The organism is Exercitatus varius (assembly GCF_029577735.1).
In the GTDB taxonomy this organism is placed as follows: Bacteria; Pseudomonadota; Gammaproteobacteria; order Enterobacterales; family Pasteurellaceae; genus Exercitatus; species Exercitatus varius.
The window spans coordinates 197885-217729 of sequence record NZ_JARQTO010000001.1; the positions used below are offsets into that span (position 1 = coordinate 197885).

At 41.9% G+C, this 19845-nt stretch carries 25 protein-coding genes; 16 read left to right on the forward strand and 9 right to left on the reverse strand.

Features of this window, described 5'->3' with window-relative positions; all coding sequences use genetic code 11:
- Positions 1–6 precede the first annotated feature (6 nt).
- The gene (locus P7M01_RS00890) at positions 7–933 is read right to left on the reverse strand and encodes a LysR family transcriptional regulator (protein WP_317481073.1); all 927 of its coding nucleotides are present in this window, start codon (positions 931–933) and stop codon (positions 7–9) included.
- A gap of 197 nt (positions 934–1130) precedes the next feature.
- Here P7M01_RS00890 and P7M01_RS00895 point away from each other — a divergent pair, with 197 nt between their 5' ends.
- From P7M01_RS00895 to P7M01_RS00925, 7 genes are all read left to right on the forward strand, one after another.
- Positions 1131–2468, forward strand: coding sequence for an alkyl/aryl-sulfatase (locus P7M01_RS00895; RefSeq protein WP_317481072.1), 1338 nt, complete (start codon positions 1131–1133; stop codon positions 2466–2468).
- 2 nt (positions 2469–2470) lie between these two features.
- A complete protein-coding gene (locus P7M01_RS00900; protein WP_317482763.1) occupies positions 2471–3172 on the forward strand; it encodes a glutathione S-transferase family protein in 702 nt (233 codons plus the stop codon).
- A 79-nt stretch (positions 3173–3251) separates the two neighbouring features.
- Entirely contained in the window at positions 3252–4199 is a 948-nt protein-coding gene (locus P7M01_RS00905) for a DUF1848 domain-containing protein (protein WP_317482764.1), read from the forward strand.
- A 20-nt stretch (positions 4200–4219) separates the two neighbouring features.
- Positions 4220–4576, forward strand: coding sequence for an MmcQ/YjbR family DNA-binding protein (locus P7M01_RS00910; protein WP_317481069.1), 357 nt, complete (start codon positions 4220–4222; stop codon positions 4574–4576).
- Positions 4577–4700: 124 nt separating this feature from the next.
- Positions 4701–5309 (forward strand): DUF1349 domain-containing protein, encoded by a 609-nt coding sequence (locus tag P7M01_RS00915; RefSeq protein ID WP_317482766.1) that lies wholly within the window; start codon positions 4701–4703, stop codon positions 5307–5309.
- 129 nt (positions 5310–5438) lie between these two features.
- The gene (locus P7M01_RS00920; protein WP_018650773.1) at positions 5439–5750 is read left to right on the forward strand and encodes an ArsR/SmtB family transcription factor; all 312 of its coding nucleotides are present in this window, start codon (positions 5439–5441) and stop codon (positions 5748–5750) included.
- 57 nt (positions 5751–5807) lie between these two features.
- Positions 5808–7019 (forward strand): NADH:flavin oxidoreductase/NADH oxidase family protein, encoded by a 1212-nt coding sequence (locus P7M01_RS00925; protein ID WP_317482767.1) that lies wholly within the window; start codon positions 5808–5810, stop codon positions 7017–7019.
- A gap of 53 nt (positions 7020–7072) precedes the next feature.
- Here P7M01_RS00925 and P7M01_RS00930 read toward each other — a convergent pair whose 3' ends face one another.
- Together P7M01_RS00930 and P7M01_RS00935 are read right to left on the reverse strand one after the other, a co-directional pair.
- Positions 7073–7438: a winged helix-turn-helix transcriptional regulator gene (locus tag P7M01_RS00930; RefSeq protein WP_317481066.1), complete on the reverse strand. Its 366-nt coding sequence runs from the start codon at positions 7436–7438 to the stop codon at positions 7073–7075.
- A gap of 18 nt (positions 7439–7456) precedes the next feature.
- The gene (locus P7M01_RS00935) at positions 7457–8149 is read right to left on the reverse strand and encodes a GNAT family N-acetyltransferase (RefSeq protein ID WP_317477252.1); all 693 of its coding nucleotides are present in this window, start codon (positions 8147–8149) and stop codon (positions 7457–7459) included.
- A gap of 154 nt (positions 8150–8303) precedes the next feature.
- On the opposite strand from P7M01_RS00935, the gene P7M01_RS00940 reads away from it, so the two are divergent.
- Entirely contained in the window at positions 8304–8963 is a 660-nt protein-coding gene (locus P7M01_RS00940; RefSeq protein ID WP_317482768.1) for an NAD(P)-dependent oxidoreductase, read from the forward strand.
- A gap of 110 nt (positions 8964–9073) precedes the next feature.
- Here P7M01_RS00940 and P7M01_RS00945 read toward each other — a convergent pair whose 3' ends face one another.
- From P7M01_RS00945 to P7M01_RS00965, 5 genes are all read right to left on the reverse strand, one after another.
- On the reverse strand, positions 9074–9412 hold the full coding sequence (locus P7M01_RS00945; protein ID WP_317481064.1) for a cyclophilin-like fold protein: 339 nt from the start codon (positions 9410–9412) through the stop codon (positions 9074–9076).
- Between the two features lie 120 nt (positions 9413–9532).
- Entirely contained in the window at positions 9533–9871 is a 339-nt protein-coding gene (locus P7M01_RS00950) for a putative quinol monooxygenase (protein WP_276984249.1), read from the reverse strand.
- A gap of 156 nt (positions 9872–10027) precedes the next feature.
- A complete protein-coding gene (locus tag P7M01_RS00955; RefSeq protein WP_317482769.1) occupies positions 10028–10777 on the reverse strand; it encodes an SDR family oxidoreductase in 750 nt (249 codons plus the stop codon).
- A gap of 2 nt (positions 10778–10779) precedes the next feature.
- Positions 10780–11079, reverse strand: a complete 300-nt coding sequence (locus P7M01_RS00960; RefSeq protein WP_276984267.1) for a YciI family protein — start codon at positions 11077–11079, stop codon at positions 10780–10782.
- Complete coding sequence (locus P7M01_RS00965; RefSeq protein ID WP_317482770.1) at positions 11079–11642, reverse strand: NAD(P)H-dependent oxidoreductase; 564 nt, start codon at positions 11640–11642, stop codon at positions 11079–11081. The genes P7M01_RS00960 and P7M01_RS00965 overlap by 1 nt, the downstream gene beginning before the upstream one ends.
- Positions 11643–11745: 103 nt before the next feature.
- On the opposite strand from P7M01_RS00965, the gene P7M01_RS00970 reads away from it, so the two are divergent.
- From P7M01_RS00970 to P7M01_RS01000, 7 genes are all read left to right on the forward strand, one after another.
- Complete coding sequence (locus tag P7M01_RS00970; protein WP_317482771.1) at positions 11746–12642, forward strand: LysR family transcriptional regulator; 897 nt, start codon at positions 11746–11748, stop codon at positions 12640–12642.
- A gap of 199 nt (positions 12643–12841) precedes the next feature.
- Positions 12842–13231, forward strand: coding sequence for a hypothetical protein (locus P7M01_RS00975; protein ID WP_317482772.1), 390 nt, complete (start codon positions 12842–12844; stop codon positions 13229–13231).
- A gap of 1 nt (position 13232) precedes the next feature.
- Positions 13233–14060, forward strand: coding sequence for a Sir2 family NAD-dependent protein deacetylase (locus tag P7M01_RS00980; RefSeq protein WP_317482773.1), 828 nt, complete (start codon positions 13233–13235; stop codon positions 14058–14060).
- A gap of 2 nt (positions 14061–14062) precedes the next feature.
- The gene (locus P7M01_RS00985; RefSeq protein ID WP_317482774.1) at positions 14063–14809 is read left to right on the forward strand and encodes a protein-ADP-ribose hydrolase; all 747 of its coding nucleotides are present in this window, start codon (positions 14063–14065) and stop codon (positions 14807–14809) included.
- A 205-nt stretch (positions 14810–15014) separates the two neighbouring features.
- A complete protein-coding gene (locus P7M01_RS00990) occupies positions 15015–15602 on the forward strand; it encodes a PIN domain-containing protein (protein WP_317482775.1) in 588 nt (195 codons plus the stop codon).
- A gap of 12 nt (positions 15603–15614) precedes the next feature.
- Positions 15615–18173, forward strand: coding sequence for an ankyrin repeat domain-containing protein (locus P7M01_RS00995; RefSeq protein WP_317482776.1), 2559 nt, complete (start codon positions 15615–15617; stop codon positions 18171–18173).
- 39 nt (positions 18174–18212) lie between these two features.
- Positions 18213–18386, forward strand: a complete 174-nt coding sequence (locus P7M01_RS01000) for a hypothetical protein (RefSeq protein ID WP_317480397.1) — start codon at positions 18213–18215, stop codon at positions 18384–18386.
- Between the two features lie 77 nt (positions 18387–18463).
- On the opposite strand, the gene P7M01_RS01005 is transcribed toward P7M01_RS01000, so the two are convergent.
- Complete coding sequence (locus P7M01_RS01005) at positions 18464–18832, reverse strand: DMT family transporter (protein ID WP_317482778.1); 369 nt, start codon at positions 18830–18832, stop codon at positions 18464–18466.
- Between the two features lie 296 nt (positions 18833–19128).
- Here P7M01_RS01005 and P7M01_RS01010 point away from each other — a divergent pair, with 296 nt between their 5' ends.
- Complete coding sequence (locus P7M01_RS01010; RefSeq protein WP_317480395.1) at positions 19129–19788, forward strand: NAD(P)-dependent oxidoreductase; 660 nt, start codon at positions 19129–19131, stop codon at positions 19786–19788.
- Positions 19789–19845: the final 57 nt, after the last annotated feature.

The window sequence follows — 19845 nt, forward strand, 5'->3', positions numbered from 1 at the left end:
AAAAGTTTAATTTCCTTGTGTTTCAACAAATTGAAGATCTTTTCCCTTTTCCATTAAAAAATCAATGAATACTTGTATTCGTTTGGCATTTTGGCTTTTGGGTTGGTAATACAAATAGAGTGGTTGAAAGGTTTGCCAATAGGGTTCCAAGATAGGAAGTAAGTTTTCACGGTTTATCAATCGCTCATATTGTGGTTCAAATATACGACCGATGCCTAACCCTTGTTGAATAGCGTCAATGACCATTTCACTATCATTGATAATGAGTGATACAGGCATATCAATAACTTGCGGATGTCCATCAACCACTAATGTGAGTGGATGAAATCGGTTTGCCGTAATAAAACGATAGCCAATTAGACGGTGTTGAGAAAGTTCTTCTACTGTTTTGGGGATACCGTAGCGTTTAGCATAGTCAGGCGAAATAAAAAGCCCTTCACGAATATTTTCGGTTAATTGGCGAGCAATCATTCCTTCTTCTAGCAGATTGCCAAAGCGAATACCTAAATCAAATCTTTCTTCAATCAAATTGACACTGGCATTATTGATAGAAATATCCAACAGAATATGCGGATAACGTTGGCAAAATTCAGCATAAATAGGTTGCAAAATCAGAGAAAAAGCCACTTGCGATACGGTTATTCTTACTGTTCCCGTTGGTGTGTGAGCGAGTGTTTTGGCTTTTTCAAAAGCCATTGCCAGCGTATCTACGGCATCTAGGGTTTGTGCCAATAGTTGAATACCTGTTTCGGTGAGTTGAATTTTGCGCGTACTGCGTTGAAATAAAGGCACGCCCAACTTTTTTTCTAATTGTTGCAATGATTTACTTACGGCTGGCACAGAAATACCCAGCGTTCTGGCACAAGCCGAAATAGAGCCTTCTCGGGCAATAGTTTGGAAAACCAAAAGCTGTCCATATTCAATACTATTCATCTTATTTATAACTTTAAGTTAAGGATTATTTAACTTATTCTAATCTACAAATTTAGAATATGAAAGTATAGAATGGCATCTATTTGGTAACGAAGCACGTTAAACAAAAAATAAAAAAATTTGCACAAGAATTGGCGGAATGTCTAACGGACTAAGAGCCGTCAATATATTTAATACTTTATAACGAGATGAAAATAATGCGTAAAAATATTCTTACTCTATTTTTAACCTTAGGTACAACAATGGCATTCGCCCACGAACAACAATATCCTGGCTTTTTAATTGAACCTGAACATCAACACCACGCTTTAAAACAGCAACGAGTGGAACTTGCCCCTGATGTGTATGCGTTTAGCGGTTATAGTTCGTCTAATTTCGGAGTAATCAAAAGCAAACACGGCTATATTTTGGTGGACACGGGCGATGATTTGCCCCGTTTACGCCAAGCGTTAGCGGAAATCAAGCAACTAGCCCCTGGTAAATTGCAAGCGGTGTTATTAACCCATAGCCACCCCGACCATCGCAGAGGCGCGGCGGTTTTCTTAGCAGATGCGGATAAAGATTTACCGATTTACGCCCATCACGCCTTAGGTCAGGAGCAAGCACCGCTCAAGGGGCTGGAAAAAGTTGTAAAAAACCGTACCAGCAAACAATTTGGTGAAGGCATTCCAGACGAACTTTATCCTGAAAATTTTGTGATTCCACGCTTTAAAAACGGCGAAACAGGCAAGGTGCTGGTGCAGCCCAATCACGCAGTGCAAGACGGCAAAACCGAACTCACCATTGACGGTGTGAAATTTGAATTGCATACCATAGCAGGCGAAAGTCCAGACCACGTTGTGATTTATTTGCCAGAGAAAAAAGTGCTGTTTTCAGGCGACCATGTTTACGGCTTAATGCCGAATATGTACCCGATTCGTGGCGGTATTTATCGCGATATTGAACGCTGGGCGAAAGGAGTACGCCAGTTGATGACCTTTGATGCTAATGCCGTAATGCCAGGACATAACGACCCGATTTTAGGCAAAGAAAATATCCAAAAACGCTTGGCACAACACGCTGAAGCGATGGAATATGTCTATAACGAAACCATTAAGGGTATGAATGAAGGCAAAACGCCGAACCAACTTGCGGCGGAAATCCGTCTGCCCGAACATCTGCGTAAAGTACCGACCTTAGGTGATTTCTACGGTGCAATTCCTTGGGCGGTTAAAGAAATTTTTGTTTCACGTTTGGGCTGGTTTGATGGTAATCCGACTAATTTAGTACCGTTAACTGATAAAGAAGAAGCAGAACGCATGGCAACATTGGTCGGTGGTGCGGATAAATTGACAGCAAAAGCACAACAGGCATTACAAGCCAAAGATTATCGTTGGGCAACTAAACTGGCTGACTATCGTTTAGCATTGAGTGATGACAAAGTTACTCGTTTAATTAAAGCAGAAGCGTTGGAAAAAATCAGCGAAAATATTTTGCCAGTATCAGGCAAAACCTATTTAATCCAATCAGCTATTGAACTTAAAAATAAGGACTAATTATGTTGAAATTATTGACTTTAGCAGGCGTTGGCACGATTCGCAGTTCTTCGCCTTTTGCTTGGAAAGCAGAAGCCCTACTACGTTTGGCAGGTTTGAATTTTGAGAAAGAATATGTGGCGGATTTTAGCCAAATGCCGAAAGGCAAAGTGCCTGTATTGCAAGATGACCATCAGTTGATTGCCGACAGTCATTTTATTGCCGAATATTTGCAAGCCAAATATGGATTAAATTTAGACCGCACTTTAAATGTGGAACAAAAAGCCATTTCCCACGCATTGAGCAGAATGGCGGAAGAACATTTATATTGGGCGAGTGTTTATAATCGCTTTATTGACCCGATGGGTAAGCCATTTATGATGAAAGCGATGTTTGACAGTATACCGGCAGAGCAGGCTGAACCAATCTTTGCCATGTTGCAAACCAATGTGATGAACCAAATGCAAGGACACGGTATTGGTCGCCACAGTTTAGATGAAGTTTACCATTTTGCCTTTATGGATGTGGACGCGATAAGTGATTATTTAGGCGATAAAAATTACTTATTTGGCGATGAAATAACATCGGCAGATGTGGCAATCGTTCCGATTATTGCCAGCTTAATCCAAACACCGATTGAGACAAAAATTGCACGTTACGCGCGTTCAAAAGCGAATTTAGTGGCGTATGTGGAACGTTTTGATAAAGCGGTATTTGGCGAATAATCAACAAAAGAGCGGTCGTTTTTTCTTATTTTTTGCCAATATAAAGAGAAAATCTGACCGCTAATTTTTAGGAAAAAAGATGATTATTAACACAGGCGGGCGCACCGATACGGTGCATTATTATTCAAAATGGCTACTCAAACGATTTGAAGAAGGATATGTTTTATCACGAAATCCCTTATTTCCGAATAAGGTTTCTCGGTATGAACTCACGCCTGATAAAGTAGATTGTGTGGTGTTCTGTTCAAAAAATTATCGTCCGATTTTAAAAGAACTCCATCAAATTACGAGCCGTTTTAACACCTATTTCCACTATACCATTACGGCTTATGAAAGGGATGTTGAACCTTTATCTCTTCCCATTGAAAAAAGTATTGAAACCTTAAAACAGCTTTCCCAGCAGGTTGGCAAACAACGTGTAGCGTGGCGGTATGATCCCGTATTACTGACCGAGAAATATACTGCGGATTATCATTTAGCAACATTTGAGAAAATGGCAAAAGCAATAACGCCTTATGTGGATAGGGGCATTTTCAGCTTTGTGGAAATGTATAAAAAACTCTCGCTAAATATGCCTGAAATAATCCCATTGACGCCTGAAAATAAACAGATTTTGGCAAAAGGATTAGGCGAAATTGCACAACGTTATGGCTTATATTTGCAAACTTGTGCGACAGAGGGGGATTTTTCTGCTTATGGTATTCACGCATCAGGTTGTATGACCCTTGATATGCTCGGGAAAGCCAATAATGTGCAGTTTAAAATGCTGAAACATAATGGTTCACGCCAACATTGTGGCTGCATTGAAACGCGCGATATTGGGGCTTATGACAGTTGCCCAACCGGTTGCAAATATTGTTATGTCAATAAAAGCCCAGCCAAAGCACGTGAAATGCGTAAATTGCACGACCCCAATTCGCCGTTATTGCTCGGGCATCTCACTGAGCAAGACACCATTGTTCAAGGTCAGCAAAAAAGCTTTTTATTGCCTACGCAAATGGATATGATTGAGTTGTTTTCCTTGTAGTTTTTATGGAGCATAAAACAATGCCCCCTATTATTCTCTCATCTCACATTCAACAACGCTATGGCGTTGAGCCTGAATATCCTTGGGCAAAATTTCCTGATTATGCGGTGTTTCGCCATTGTCATCATCGCAAATGGTTTGCAGTGTTGATGAATATTGAGGCAAATAAAATCGGCTTAAATGCAATAGAAAAAATCTGGGTATTGAACGTCAAAGCCAAGCCCGAAGAAATCGGTTCTCTACGAATGATCAAAGGCGTTTATCCTGCTTATCATATGAATAAAGAGCATTGGTTGAGCTTAAATTTAGCAGAAATTGATGAGCGTTTACTGAATGAATTAATTGATGAGAGTTTTAGTTTAACTTTTAAGAAGTAAACAAGCGGTCAGATTTTCACAAGATTTTGCCATTGGCAAAAATGTTGGAAAATCCTACCGCTTTTATTTTTAGGTCGCCTGTTTACCTTGCTATAATGTTCGTTCTTATTCTCAAGGAGCCACAATGCAAGTTTTTAATCCGCAGTCGCTTGTTTGGACCAGAGAGCCGCAAGCCTATGAAATATCAGAAAATAAAATCACGATCACCACAATGCCACATACGGATTTGTGGCAACGTACCTATTATCACTTCCAAAATGACAATGCGCCTGTATTGCAAATGCAAACCGATGAACGCTATTTTAGTTTTGTAGTGAAAACGGATTTTTCAGGCAGTCATCAACGCTTTGACCAGTGCGGTATCGTGTTATATCTAGATAGCGAAAATTGGTTGAAAGCTTCGGTCGAGTATGAAAATGAGCAATTCCAACATCTTGGTAGCGTGGTAACCAATCACGGCTATTCTGATTGGGCTACGGTGGAAATTGCTACAGATATTAAATCAATGTGGTTTCGTTTAAGTCGCCGAGAAAGCGATTATTGTGTGGAATGCTCGTATGATGGCTTGCATTTTCAGCAAATGCGGATTTGTCATTTACATAAAGGTAACGAGCGTATTCGCTTTGGTGTCTATGCTTGCTCGCCCGAAAATTCTTCGTTCGCGGCGGTCTTTACGGATATGGCATTAACCGAATGTCAATGGCAAGCCCATAATGGACAACAGACTGATTAAACCATATAAAGTGCGGTGAGATTTTGTGAAGTTTTTTGCCATTTGCAAAATTCGGTAGAAATCCCACCGCTTGACAATCTCCACTACAATACTTAAAATCCGTTTAAATTTTTAAACCTATAAACAAAAATGAGCCAAAAAACTGTTGATATTTTGCGTGAGTGCATTCCGACTTTTACCGTGTTAAGCGATGAAAACCGCTTGATGATTTTGCATATTTTGTTTGAAAACGGCAGTTTGAATGTCAATGATTTGACCGAACGCTTGCATTTATCACGCCCTGCGGTGTCGCATCATCTGAAAATTATGTTAGATGCAGGTTTGGTGCGTGTTGAGCAGCAAGGCAAAGAGCGTTATTACACCGTGAGCCTACAACAAGCAGGCGAGCGTTTTCAGCGTTTGATGGCATCGTTTATTGCAGACGGCTGTATTCAGCCGTAATTTTTTTACTCAAATAGGTTTATGTTTTTAAACTTATAATCTTAATGGAGCATTTTTATGTTATTTCAACCCTTTACCTTTGCGAACGGCAAAACCGCCAAAAACCGTTTTTTTAAATCCGCAATGGAAGAACAACTTGCCAAACAAAACCAACCGACAATGCCCTTGGTGCAACTTTATGACACTTGGGCAAAGGGTGGGGCGGGCGTGTTGGTGACGGGCAATGTGATGGTCGCCGAAAACGGCAAAGGTTCGATCAACGATGTGGTACTCACAGACGAACGCAGCTTGTCAACGTTGCAACAATGGGCAAAAGCAGGCACACAAAACGATACTTTGCTGATTATGCAGATTAACCACGCAGGCAAACAGTCGCCAAAAGTGCTGTCGCCCACGCCTGTGGCGCCGAGTGCGGTGGCATTGCAGGGAATGGACGGCTTTATCAATCCGCCAAGAGCCTTAACCGAAGCGGAAATCGACACTTTAATTGAGCAATTTGCTACCACTGCAAAAATTGCCGAAAAAGCAGGCTTTTCAGGGGTGCAAATTCACGCCGCACACGGCTATTTAATCAGTCAGTTTTTATCGCCACACCACAACCGCCGTGAAGACAAATGGGGTGGCAGCCTTGAAAATCGTATGCGGTTTTTAGTGGAAATTTACCACACCATTCGAGCGGCGGTGCAGCCTGAATTTTTAGTCGGCTTGAAACTCAATTCAGCGGATTTCCAAAAAGGCGGTTTTGATGAAGCGGACAGCATTCAAGTGGTACAAAAAATGGCGGAATTGGGCATTGATTTTATTGAAATTTCAGGCGGTAACTATGAAAACCCAGAAATGTTATCCACCAAAGCCAGCAGCCAAAAACGCGAGGCTTTTTTCTTGGATTACGCCGAAAAAGCCCGTGCCGTCTGCAACGCACCACTGATTATCACAGGCGGTTTTCGTAGTGAAAACGCAATGAATGAAGCACTGCAAAGCGGACATCTGGACTTTATCCGTATCGCCCGACCTTTTGCCTTACAACCCGATTTACCGAACCAAATTCAGCAAGGCAACTATCAAACCCTCGTGACCAACCGCATCAAAACAGGTTTCGCCCCTGTGGATAACAAACTCGGTGCGGTGCTGGAAATGGATTGGTATATGGCACAAATGGCGTTAATCGGCAATGGCAAACAGCCAAATCCGAAACTTTCACCGTGGAAAGTGTTATTCAAAACTCTTTGGGAAAACGGCAAAGCAGGGTTGAGTACGGGGAGATCTTAGGAAAGTGCGGTCGGTTTGCAAAAAGTTTTGTCAATCCGACCGCTTGTAAACCACTACTTTTCCTGACTTCGCAAAATCCCTTCTAAATTCTCTTCCAACCAGTCCACTAAATTCACAAGGCGACTGCCTGCCTCTTTGCCGTAATCCGTTAGCGAGTATTCAACGTGTGGTGGCACAGTATTGTAGGATTTGCGATTGAGCATACCGTCTTGTTCCAACTGTTGCAGCGTTTGGGTCAGCATTCGCTCGCTCACGCCTTCAATCTCTTTGCGAATTTCGCTAAATCGTTTTGTGCCTTTCATCAATACAATCATCACCAACACACCCCAGCGGTTAGTCAGATGTTGCAAAATCTGTCTAGAGGGACATTGTGAGGCCAAAACACAGCCCCGTTCTGCCGAATTTGAAAAATTTTTCATTTTTATTTCATTGAGCTTTTATTCATCATTTAATGCTGTACGTTGTTGCCCGTTTTCATCAAAATTTTCAGGTTGTAACCAGCGTTCAAATTTGGGTTTCATCGCTTGATATTCTTCTTCAATCATTGAATACCAATTGGTATCTCGCGTGCGATTTTTATACACTTGTGCTCGGCGAAAGGTGCCTTCAAAATGAAAACCTAAGCGTTTTGCTGCACGGTTAGAGGGCGCATTTAAGCTGTCGCATTTCCATTCATAACGGCGATATTGTAAGACTTCAAACACATATTGCATGACTAAAAACTGGGCTTCAGTTGCTAAATGTGATTGCTTTAATTCATCGCCATAAAGCACCCAGCCCATTTCGATGACACGATTGGCCGTATCAATACGCATTAAGGAAAATGTTCCAATGGTTTTGCCTGAGATTTTATCTACAATCGCCAAATAATAGGGATCGTGAGATTGTGCCATTTTTTCAAAATACCCCCGAAAATCCGCTTGATTTTTAAAGGCTTCAATAGGCAAATAAGTCCATTGTGCTTCGGGGCTTTCCGCACCATAAAAACGGTAGGCATCCTCAAAATGCTTAAGATTGATTGGTTCAACAATGGTATAACGCCCGATTAGCTGTTGAATATGGGGTTGCTGTCCTACTGAATAATCCGTTAATGTTTCCCCGATGGGTTGATTGAGGTGGTTGAGCGGCATAATAGCATCCTTTTTTGAAATAAAGTTTTAATAAATTCAATGAGTTATAAAATATTTGTGTACTTACATTTTTGTAAGTACTTACACAAAGTAAGTTTTTGTCATATACTACGCCACATCAACAATTTAATCAACTTAATAGAAGGAAAACAAAATGAAAAAAATCGCAGTTATTGGTGCAACAGGTTATGTAGGCAGTGCGATAGTGGCGGAATTAGCCAGTCGTGGGCATCAAGTAACCGCATTTGCGCGTAACACCGACAAAGTAGCAAAAGCAGACAACATTCAAGCGGTAAGTTTTGATGTCAATTCTGCGGATTTTGCTGAGCAGCTAAAAGGCTTTGATGCGGTAGTGAGTGCTTTTAACCCAGGCTGGACAAATCCAAATATCGCCGAAGATTTCACTCGTGGGGCGAATGCGATTACCGAAGCAGCAAAAGCCGCACAAGTCCCCTATTTATTGATTGTGGGCGGAGCAGGCAGCTTGTACGTTGCACCCAATGTGCAACTAATTGACACAGACGCTTTCCCGAAAGAGATTTTTGCCGGTGCCAATGCGGCGCGTAATCTGCTCAACGACTTGCGTGACCGCCGTGATGTAAACTGGGCGTTTATTTCTCCACCAGCCTTATTGGGTGCAGACGCAGGTTTCAGCGAAGACCGCACAGGCGAATACCGTTTAGGCAACGAAGAATTGTTGATGAACGGCGAAGCGCCAGCAGGCATCAGTGTAGCAGATTTGGCAATTGCCATCGCAGACGATGCGGAACAACAAGCACATTTGTTTAAACGTTTTACCGTGGCGAGCAAGTAGTTTGGTATGAAAAGAGCGGTGGGATTTTAAGAATGCTTTGCACATCGTAAATTTTATTTCAAATCCGATCGCTTGTTGTTTCAGATCGCTTGTTCCTTCTAGCTCCTCAGCTAAGGGGAGAAAGTCATCGTGACTTTTCCTGCACCGACTGCATTTTTGAGCTGTGCGGTATTTTTGATTTTGCCTAATTTGGTATAACGATAGGATGACTGGAAACTTTCGTAAAACACCACTAAGGTATTGCCGCCCCAAAGCATAATATCGCCCGCTTCAATGCGACCGACCGCTTGGTCGTTGCGGCTTAAGGCTTTTGGCAATTCGGCAAATTTTTCATTGCGTTGATGATCTTGCATTGTGAAGGTTAAGGGCAAAAGTGCGGTCAATTCTTTTGCTGCTTGTGTGTCGGCTAATTCTGTGCTGAACGTAGATTGCCCAATGGTAATATTCATTGTATTTCCTCGATATTTAACGGTATTTTCTGCTGCGGCGTTTGGGATCATAAAGATTGAAAGCAATAAGCCGAGTAGTCCTGTTTTTCGCATTGTTCGTTACCTTAAGACGTTACATACTTACGGCACAACCACCGCTTTTGAACCAAACACCACAGGATGGGTTTCAATCATTTTGCGTGACACAATCATCTCTTTTGCACCATTAAGCCACGCTTGAAAATGGGGTGAGGCACGGTGGGCTTGATAGGCGGTTTCATCGGCATAGGCTTCCACGACATAAAATTTGTTCGGGTCGGTTTTGTCGGTCATTACATACATTCCCAACACACCTTGCTCGGTATTGACCGATTGGCGAATATTGTGTTTGCCTAATTCGGTGAATTGTTCCACGCTTTCGGGGCGGATTTGCATTTCAAAAATGCGGATAATGGGTTCGGCTTGGGTTGATAAACTCATTGTTAGTCCTAATAAAAAAGCCCATTTTTTCATTGTGTTTTACCTATAAATTCTGTAAAAGTGCGGTAAGTTTTTTAAAAGTTTTCGATATTATATCGTTTTTGCACAAAATCATTCGTAGGGACAAAAGATATTTTGCCCCTACAATATAGGAATTTACCAAGGTTGAGTAGTCGGGCCCAGTGTGAATTCAGAGATATTGGTATCTTCGGGTTGGTTTAACGCAAATGCCACCACGTTTGCTACACGTTCGGCGGGGATTTCGTAAGTGTCATATAAACCACGCATTGCTTCAGCCATTTCAGGATTAGTAATTCCCGCCACCAACTCGGACTGTACCGCCGCAGGATAAATCGTTGCGGTGCGAATGTTTGTGCCGGCTTGTGCGCTTTCCATTCGTAAGCCTTCCATAATCGCTTTAACCGCCCATTTGGTGCCGCAATACACCGTGCCGCCGGGGTATACTTTTAAGCCTGCAACGGAAGAAGTCGCTAAAATATGTCCTGATTTTTGTGCTTCAAAAGTCGGTAACACGGCGGCAATACCGTTTAATACGCCTTTGATATTGACATCAATCATGGCATTCCAGTTGTCGGTTTCCAAGGCTGAAAGCGGCGAACTCGGCATCAATCCGGCATTTAAGAAAATCGCATCTACTTTGCCGAAAGTGGATTTGGCTAGTGCGACTAAGGCTTGATTGTCTTCCGCTTTGACGACATCGGTAACACGATACACCGCTTCGCCACCGTTGGCTTTAATGTTGTTTACGATGGCTTGTAATTTATCTTCACGGCGTGCGCCCAGCACTAATTTCGCCCCTGCTTGCGCCAGTTTATAAGCGGTGGCTTCACCAATACCGCTGCTTGCACCGGTAATAATCACGACTTTGTTTTCAATGTTGTTCATTTTTATGCTCCTTGAAATTGTTGGATATTTTCCGCCACCATTGCTGCTTTGAACTCACGGATCTGGTAATCGGCTAAATCGGGGTAATACACATCTTCGGCTAGAATTTGTTCTAGTTGTGCACGGTTCTCGGTTTGGGCAATAATCACACCGGCACGTTCTTTATCTAAATAAGGACCGAGTAATAAAAAGTTGCCTTGTTGGAAATATTTGGCAAACCACGCACGATGTGCGTCAAGTTGTTTAGCTTGTTCTTCTTCGGATAAGCTTTCATTTTTTAATGAAATATCAATTAAATACATTATTTTTCTCCAATTAATTCATTGATGGTTTGAATAAGTTGCTCGGCATATTCATGCGCTGTTTGTTTTTGCTCTGCAATTTTTTCTTCGTTACGCCCCACATAACTCACACCGTTCAAATAGCTGATATTCTGTAAATCTAATTGGCATAACGCCGCAATACTTTCAAAAGGGGCAACCAATTGCGCCATTGTGTGTTTCATCACAGCATCTTCTTGATAAGCCACTTCGGGTGCGCCGGTTGTGATGGAAATCACTAATTTTTTACCGCCTAATTTCGCCGTTGAACCGTGAGCAAAACCGTGTAAAAACACTTCGTCTAACCATTTTTTCATCAGAGCAGGCATTGAATACCAGTAAAACGGAAATTGCCACACAATCACATCGGCATTGAGCAAAGCTTGCTGTTCGGCGGTAACATCAATTTGTTCGGTTGGGTAGAGCGTATCTAATCGGCGAATTTCCACCGAATTTAGACCGCTTGCTAGGCTGTCGATAATGGTTTTGTTGGCGATAGATTGCGATAAATTCGGGTGTCCTGAAATCACTAAAACCTTTTTCATTTTGTTCTCCTGTTGGGTTTTGATGGGTGTATTGTAATGGGAGATTGATTGCACTACAATCAATAAAAATAGAATTGTCTATTGCTAAAAAGAGAATAATGAGATGAACAAACTCGATGCGATTAAATATTTTTGCCTTGCCAGCGAAACCTTGAATTTTCGGGAAACAGCAATGCAGCTGGCGGTTTCGCCATCAGTGGTAACTCGTGTGATTGCGGAATTGGAACAGGAATTGGGCGAGCAGTTGTTTAAGCGAAATACGCGCCAAATTCGCCTGACCAATTTTGGCGAGCAGTTTTTGATTAAGGCAAAACAACTGCTGGCGGACACCGATAATCTGTTCAAACTCGGCAAGCAACAAACGGACGAAATGGCAGGCGTGGTGCGGATTACCTTTCCCCGTTGGCGTGAAAATGACAAAATTCTGGACGAACTTCTGACCGCACTTGCGCCGTATCCGCAGTTGGTGATTGATTGGCGTGAAGATATGACCAAATTTGATGCGGTGGAACATCGCATTGATATTGGCTTGCGTATTGGACCTGAGCCGAACCCGAATTTTATTATCCGTAAAATTGCCGATTTACAAGATTGGATTGTCGCTTCGCCGAAATTACTGGAACGATTGGGAACGCCGAAAGATTTAGATGACTTGCAGCGCAATTTCCCCTTTTCCTTGCCGATCAACGTAGAAACAGGGCGAGCGTGGGATTTAGCGATGAATGACGAGCAAAAACTGCTACCGAGAGAAGTTAATTTTTATAGCACTGACCCTGAATGTGAGCTAAAAGCAGTATTGCGCGGCAATGTGGTTGGTTTTATCAGCGAGCTGTTTTGCAAACCGTATTTTGACCGCAGCGAGTTAGTGAAGTTATTTCCTGAATTGCCAATTGATAAATGGCAATTGTATTTATACCGCCCGTATCAAACCATTACCTCACCTCGTGTGCTGTTTGTGTTTGACCGTTTAACGGAGATTTTGAAAAAGCGTTATACATAAAAGTGCGGTCAAATTTTTAAAAGTTTTTTTGCCGATTTGATCGCTTATTCTCTGCCTTTTCGAATAAAAAGGCACTTTAAATGTCTTAAAAATCAATAAATTATAAAATAATTCCAAATCTTACCTTTTTGTAAGTACTTCTCAAAAGTAAGCTGAATTTCTATACTACTTCCTAAAACTTACTTTTAGGAAGTGAAAAATGCTGTTTATCTTATTACTCATTTTGAGTGTTATCTTTATTTTTGCGGTTCGGCAGAAACCACGCTTACTGCATTTCGGTACGTTTCGTTTTGCTAAAACGATTACCCACAATCAACAACGTTTTTATCTGGAAGAAGTGGCGTTTGACAATCGGCAGCAAGCCATTCACGGTTATTTTCAGCTTGCCCCTGTCTTGCAAAATTATGGCGAGGTGCAAGAAACGGCGTACGATTTTTTTGATTTTTATTCGGTGGTGTTGCGGTTTGACGGCTGCACGATGAAACTGGTGCGGCGGTTGGATAATGTGCGTTTAATCAAAAGCGAGCAGCCGATGTCCATTGCCGAATTTGAACAACAGATTGCCGAGATTGCTTATCGGGAGGTTTAACATGTTACAACAAGCCAAACAACGTATTGAACAGGCGGATTTTATTGTGATTGGTGCAGGCGCAGGCTTTTCTGCGGCGGCAGGTTTAACGTACAGCGGCGAGCGGTTTACCCAACGTTTTCAGCCGTTTATCCAGCGTTACGGTATGCAGGATATGTATTCCGCGGCGTTCTATCCCTTTGAAACGGAAGAAGAAAAATGGGCGTATTGGGCGGAGCATATTTGGGCGAATCGTTTTGAGCCGTCTGCATTGCCCTTGTATCAACAGCTTCTTACTTTGGTGAAAGACAAAAACTATTTTGTGATTACCACCAACGTGGACAGCCAGTTTGCCAAAGCAGGCTTTGACCCGGACAAAATTTTTGAAGTGCAAGGCAATTACGGCGAGTTGCAATGCGCCAAGCCGTGCCATTCTCAGGTTTACGACAATGAAACGCTGGTGCAAAAATGGCGTTCGCAACAAAAAAATTGTCAAATTCCTACCGCACTTGTGCCGAAATGTCCGGTATGCGGCGGAAAAATGGCAATGCATTTACGAAGCGATCATCATTTTGTCGAACCGGAACAATGGCACGCCGCTCAACAGCGTTATGCGGAATTTGCCGGGCAAGCCATGCAGGGCAACAGCGTGTATCTGGAGCTCGGGGTCGGCTTTAACACGCCGAGCATTATTCGTTATCCTTTTGAACAGATGACCTACCGCAATTCGCAGGCAATGCTGATCCGCTTAAATCGAGATCACCCCGAAGGTTTTACGGAAACGGCGAAACAGACAATCGCCTTGACCCAAGATCCGAACGAGATTTTAAGCCATTGGTTGCAGGAGTAAAAATGAACAATAAATTGGATTACCTTATTCACTATCTTGATCCGACGATTGATATTCCCACATCAACAACGGAAAAACGTCAACTGTTGCGGGCCTTGATGAACATTCGTCCGCCGCAAGTAGAAACGGCGGAATTTTTGGCAGTGCAAGATCAGTTTTTACAGCAAGAAGTGGCGGAAAAAGGCGTGGTGTCGCTGGCGGATTTAACGCCTATTCAACCGCAGATTTACCTATGGCAAGGCGACATTGCAAGGCTCAAAGTGGGGGCAATTGTGAATGCAGCAAATAGCCAGCTGCTCGGCTGCTTTCACCCTTTGCACGCCTGTATCGACAACGCTATTCACTCGCAAGCAGGCGTGCAACTTCGCCTTGCCTGTGCCGAATTGATGGCAAAACAAGGACATTTAGAACCCACAGGGCAAGCAAAAATCACCCCGGCGTTTAACTTGCCGTCCGATTACGTTTTGCACACTGTGGGGCCGATTATCAGCGGTGCGTTATCGGCAAAAGATTGCGAATTGCTCGCTGGCTGCTATCGTTCCTGCCTTGAACTCGCCCGACAGCACGGCATTGAGAGTGTCGCCTTTTGTTGTATCAGCACCGGCGAATTTAGTTTCCCCAACCAACCCGCCGCCGAAATCGCCGTGCAAACCGTCAAAACCTTTTTAGCCGACAACCCGCAAATGAAAGTGGTGTTTAATGTATTTAAGGACGTGGATTGGGAGATTTATCGGGGATTGTTGGGGTAGGTTGGTGGAAAAGTGCGGTGGGATTTTGATGATTTTTTGTAAGTAGAAATAAAGCATGAGTTTCTATATTCGTTATGATAAAAATACTATCTGAAATAATGTGTTAGGTGATGTTGGTGGAGGGTGTACATCTCATTTCATTTTCCTGTTAACCGGATTTTCTACGATATACATATTGAAAAACGACTATTTACAGGAAAAAACAATGAAGCACTATCTTATTGATTATGAAAATATCCAGCCTGACAATTTTAATCGGCTCAATCCGGGTAACTGTCATATTTGGTTGTTTGTCGGTAAAGCTCAAACGACTTTGCCTATAGGCTTTATGCAAACGCAAGCGTATTTTGGAAATGCATTTCATATTGTTCAGATTCCGAAAAGCGGTCGAAATGCATTAGATTTTGTTTTAGCAACCGAAATAGGACGAATTACGAAAGATTATCCTCAATCTGAAATCGTCATCATCTCTAAAGATAAGGGATTTGATGTATTGATTGACTATTATAGTAAGCAACACTTTGTCAGAAGCATTCGGCGTGTCTCACATGTTAAACATATTCAAGCAGATTCACTTTGTGAGAAAAAGCGTATTCCGATTCACCAAATAATGGATTACGTATTTTTTCCGAAAGTGCAAAAATATTATCAGAAACTGCCTGAAAGATACGTTCCCAAAAACGAACAATCGTTACATAATTTTATTCAAAATATCTTGTGTTCCGAATTACGGAATTTTGATGAAATACACAAACAAAACGTATGCCAACAGTTAGCAACTTATTTAATTTAAAAGGAAATCATCATGAGTTTTTTGCCCAATCCTGAAACCGTATTACTGCATTTTTATCAATGGGCAGGCGGTTTATCGCAAGCAAGTGTTATTAAGCAACGTTTTATTTCTCATGATATGCAGCTGGTTAAATACCAAGATTTTTTTAAAAAATTATTGGACGGTTTTGCCGAGCAATTTGAGTGGGAAACTGAACAAGCTGCAATTTTTCAGTTTTATTTTCTGCAATTTGCACATCAATTAGATGGGTTTAACCAAAAAATTCACAGCTACCGTGCCAATGAGCAACAGGTAAATTGGGAAGTATTGGCGCGCTTTCATTTGCCACAATTAGGCAGGTGGTGTGCTTTGTTGATGAATGATGAAGAATTATCAATGGACTGGGTTGAATTGTTGCCTAAATACGATACGCAAAAACAATGCTTAATGTTGCCTGTGACATCGGCAATGAATTGGTTGCTAGCACATTATGGCGACAGCATTGACGCATTGGCAAGCGACCGCTGTGAGCAATTCCCCTATCAACATTTTAAAGAAAAAGAGAGTGTATTGCGCACTTTACACCACTGGAAGGCGGGTAAATTACCTGATGCCACAACTATTCGAGAATATTTTCCTGATGAATGGCAATTGAGGTTTCAAAGTGATAATCCGCCAACCATGCGTCAAATTCGGCAACGATTTTTGCTAGCTAGATTGATTCAGGCAGCCTTTCAAAAAGCACATGCATATTTTTCGCCTAATTCAGATATTACTTCATCGGATTTACATGAAAATAAAGCGTGGCAATTGGTTTATATTGGAAAATATATTTTTGATTTAACGGTATTTTCATGCCAAAAATTTGCAGATGAACATTGTGCGGAACAATGGTTTGAGGAGCAATTAGGCGATTATGGTAAGGCTGTTTTTGCCAGTGTTTTAACAAGTAATAGTAATGATGAAATCATGGCAAGGGTAAAATCTCAATTTCCTAATTTACCGGAGAATTTTTCTAATAAGACGGATAATGTCCAATCGTTAACCCGTTATTTAATGACGTTAAATGGGGATGAACCATTACTTGATTTTTTTCATATTGATCCGCAAACCAATCAGTTAATACAGCAACAAAGAATATCGGTTTACCAACAATATAAACGTGATGGAAAAGCATATTTGACGGCTTGTTTGGCTCTTAATCCTATAACAGCCAAAGCATTCGGTATTTCCCCGCAACCGGAAAAAGTAATTGCCGATTGCGATAGTTTAACTGTAATTAAAGGATTGTTAGATAGCGGTTTATTTTTACATAACAAGAAAATCAGCCGTTTGTTAATTGAACGAGCCGAAAAATTGAGCCAAGCCCCCGATGATGTATCATTTGTGATAAAAGCACGACTACACCGCTATTTATATACTGATCAACGACGTAATGACAAACATGCCGCTGCAAGTGTGAAACAATTATTGGAACAAGCATTAAGGCATCCGTGCGCGCAATTTTCACAAGCACAATTATTGAATTATCAAGCACGAGATGCGTTATCACGCAATGATTTTGCCGCTGCCAAACAATTTTATCGTCAGGCATTAGATGCTTCTAAAACAGGTTGTTATGGTGATTGGCGCGGGCGTGTCGGGTTGGATTTATTGGCATTGGAAACGTTTGACCGTAAATTAGTGCCTAATAATCACGAAACTTATTATCGTGATATGCTTGCTGGCGGTGTATTTAACTGTTTTATAAAAGTGGATTTACCTGATTCATTAGAAGATACGGTGGAAGAATTATTGTTGCAAGATAATCATTGGGAAACACTTTATCAACCCTATTATGGTTTTGAAAATCAACGTATTAAAATGGATAAAGATAATGCAACGATTATCCAGACTTTTTTCAAACTGATTTCTGATGAACCGTTTATTGAACAAAAAGCAGTTGATTGGATTTTGCAACATAAAAAGATTTTAGCCAAATCATTACCAAGTGTAGAAGGTGGTAATCCGTTAATGATGTTGCTTAAACTGATTAGCCAATTACAAAAACATCATGATATAGCCAATCAGCAAGAAATCGGCAAAATGATTTTCGCGATGCGGCGCGCGGCTTTATTGTTGGTTAAATATGCACCTGAAAGTTTAAATAATCGGGATTTTAAACAGCAAAATCCGCTTATTTTTCCATCTGAGTGGGCGGATTATGAGTTGATTGAATTAATGTTGCAACAAGGTTCACGCCCTGATACGTTGGATTATCAAGGTATGACGCCGTTACATGCCATTATCAAAACCCATTCACAAGCATGCTTGGATTTAATGTTAGCAGTCAATCCTGATTTAACAGTCAAAACAACAGATGGGCAAACGCTACTTCATACCGCAGCCAAAGTTGGTAATTCGTATGCAGTAGAAATATTGTTAAAGCGACAACCTGAGTTGCAAAATGTGCGTGATTGTCATGATCATACGGCATTGGAGCAAGCAAAACGGGTTTTGGCTAATTCGGATTATTGGTGGAGTGTAACCAGTAGCATACAAAAGCCATTATCACAACATCATTGGCAACTGATTATAGATAAGTTATCTTGAGTTATTTCACTCTGATCGAGCATTGGCAGAATAAACATCTTGACAGAGTTGAAGTTAAAAAGCCTGTTTGCATCGGTCTTTCCCAACCAACCCGCCGCCGAAATTGCCGTACGAACCGTCAAAGCCTTTTTAGCCGACAACCCGCAAATGAAGGTGGTATTTAATGTATTTAAAGACGTGGATTGGGAGATTTATCGGGCGTTGTTGGGTTAAAAAGTGCGGTCAAATTTTTAAAAGTTTTTTTGCAAGTGAAAACTCGCTCAAAATCTACCGCACTTTTTGCCGTTTAATCAATGTGATGCTGGTGATGTGATAAAAACTAAGCAAAGCAAGATTAGAGCAATACCAGACCAACCTTGTGAAGTTAAGCGTTCATTGACCACCAATACGGCAAGTAATGCCGCCACAACGGGTTCAAACAGCGTAATCGTAATGGCGGTGCTGGCGTTAATGCGAGCCAAACCGTAGCGAAAGCAAAGGTAACCTAAAAACATTGGAACGGTTGCCATATACAAACCGACGGCAAAATTATTCCAGGATGCCAATAACGGCGTACCGGTCCACAATAAGACGGGTAAAAGAAATACGGCGCCCAAGTCAAATGTTGCGGCAATGAATACCGCCAATAATCCGCTAAATGAAGATGGGATGCCTGTCATATTTGTCCCTTAGAATGCAACGGTGAGATTCTATCAGCGGAAATCGGAACATGAAAATATCGAAAAAGTGCGAGAAGATTTCGGCACGTTTTTTCATTTGCAGCATTGGGAGGAAATACCACCGTTTTTTGACGGTTTTGAAAAAATCCAAAAATTAATCATTTATAAATCAATGAGTTAAAAAATATTTTCAAGCTTACATTTTTGTAAGTACTTTTAAAAAGTAAGTTTTGAATATATACTGCGACACATCAGCCAATCGGCAATCTTAATCAACTTAACAAAAGGAAAACAACATGAAAAAAATCGCAGTAATCGGCGCAACAGGTTATGTAGGCGGCGCAGTAGTGGCGGAATTAGCCAATCGTGGTCATCAGGTAACGGCGTTTGCGCGCAATATCGACAAAGTGGCAAAAGCGGACAACGTAAAAGCGGTCAGTTTTGATGTGAATGCGGCAAATTTTGCCGAGCAGTTAAAAGGGTTTGACGCGGTGGTCAGCGCGTTTAATCCGGGTTGGACAAACCCGAATATCGCCGAAGATTTCACCCGCGGCGCCAATTCGATTATCGCAGCGGCAAAAGCGGCGCAAGTGCCTTATTTATTGGTGGTCGGCGGTGCGGGCAGTTTGTATGTTGCGCCGAATGTACAACTGATTGACACGGACGCCTTTCCGAAGGAAATTTTTGCCGGTGCCAATGCGGCGCGTAATTTGCTTAATGACTTGCGTGATCGTCGTGATGTCAATTGGGCGTTTATTTCTCCGCCGGCATTATTAGGTGCCGACGCGGGATTTAGCGAAGATCGCACGGGCGAATACCGTTTAGGCGGCGACGATTTGCTGATGGACGGCGATGCGCCGGCGGGGATCAGCGTGGCGGATTTAGCCATTGCCATTGCTGATGACGCGGAAAAACAGGCACACTTGTTTAAGCGTTTTACGGTGGCGAAAAAGTAGTTTGAAATAACGTAAAGTGCGGTCGAATTTGCAACAGTTTTTGCAAAGGCGACCGCC